This is a genomic window from Mycoplana sp. 10N416, from assembly GCF_056394765.1.
Genome location: NZ_JBFTIM010000042.1, coordinates 1 through 1,490, shown reverse-complemented (window position 1 = coordinate 1,490; position 1,490 = coordinate 1). Strand labels below are relative to the sequence as shown.

At 55.3% G+C, this 1,490-nt stretch carries 1 protein-coding gene; it reads left to right on the top strand.

Translation table 11 applies throughout. From position 1 onward, the window contains the following. On the top strand, positions 1-1,490 hold a 1,490-nt coding region (locus tag AC1DDS_RS25700; RefSeq protein WP_477481430.1), incomplete at both ends, for an Ig-like domain-containing protein.

Sequence of the window (1,490 nt, the reverse complement as noted above, 5' to 3'; positions counted from 1 at the left end):
GGACGGCAGGCGGGTCGGATCATACTCTCCAATACGGCGACTACGTCTTTACCATCAATGCACAGGGCAATTGGACCGCAAATTTCAGCAATGGGCGCTTCAATTTCCAGGAGGATTCGTCCGTCGGCGGCGAAAATTTTTCGATTACCGTTACGAACGCAAATAACGCGTCATTTGGCTTCTACGACTATCAAATCAGCGTCGCGGGTACCCCGGAAACGTCGGGGGGGTGGGTGTCCAACGTAAATGTTGGCAATACCAATTGGCCGGACGACAACCTGCATGGGAACGGAAGCGGACCATATTATTATCGCTCCATGTTTCTTCCGTCGGATATTCCTCCAGTTGTTCGATCGTCTTCGTTGACCATATTCGACGCTGATCTTCCTGGGATGTCGGACTCGGGTACCATGATGTTTTGGTTGGACAACATCACGGTCGATTTTGCTGTCCCGCCCCCGGTTGTAACTCAGGTCAATTCTGCGAACACCGACGGCCTCTACAAGGTCGGAGACGTAATCGCATTGACTGTGACGTTCGACCAGGCGGTTCATGTGACTGGCACGCCGCAATTAATATTGGAAACTGGCGCAATCGACCGCATTGTCGATTATACTACGGGCACTGGCACAAATACCCTGACCTTCACCTATACAGTCCAGCAAGGCGACATGTCGGCTGACCTGGACTATATCTCGACAGCGGCTCTTGGCCTCAACGGCGGCACGATCCGCAATATTGATGGCGCTGCTGCAATTCGCACGTTGCCTTCACCGGGCACGTCCAATTCCCTTGGCTCTAACAAGGCCATTGTCGTGGACGGCGTGTCCCCGACGGCGGCGATTCACGTGGCAGACACGGCGCTCGCTGCGGGAGAAACCACCACGGTAACAATCGCCTTCAGCGAGGCAGTGACGGGGTTCACGCTTGGCAGTCTCAACGTTTCAAACGGAACGCTGAGCAATCTCACCACGTCTGACAACATAACCTACACGGCGACGCTGGCACCCGCGTCGAACGTGACTGACGCGACAAACGTGATCACGCTCACAAGCGGAACCGTTCGCGACGTCGCCGGAAACGAGGTCTCCGCGAGCTCATCCAACAACTATGCCATCGATACGCAGCGTCCTGCCGTCACTGCAATTTCGCGATTGGACTCGACTCCGGCATATGCTGACGTTGTTCGTTTCAGTGTCACGTTTTCGGAGAGTGTAAGCGGCGTCAGCGTTGATGACTTCACGCTGGCAGTTACCGGGACCGCGACAGGGTCAATTTCGGTGTCCGGTAGCGGCAACACCTATACTGTCGTCGTCAGCGAAATCAGCGGCGACGGCACGTTGAAGCTCGATGTCAACGGTTCGAACAATATCGTTGATCAAGCCGGCAATGGAGCGCTCTCATTTACCGCTGGGGAGCCATACGAAATTATTGCGCACGCGCCCCCAGTGGTAGCCATACGAAATTATTGCGCACGCGCCCCCAGTGGT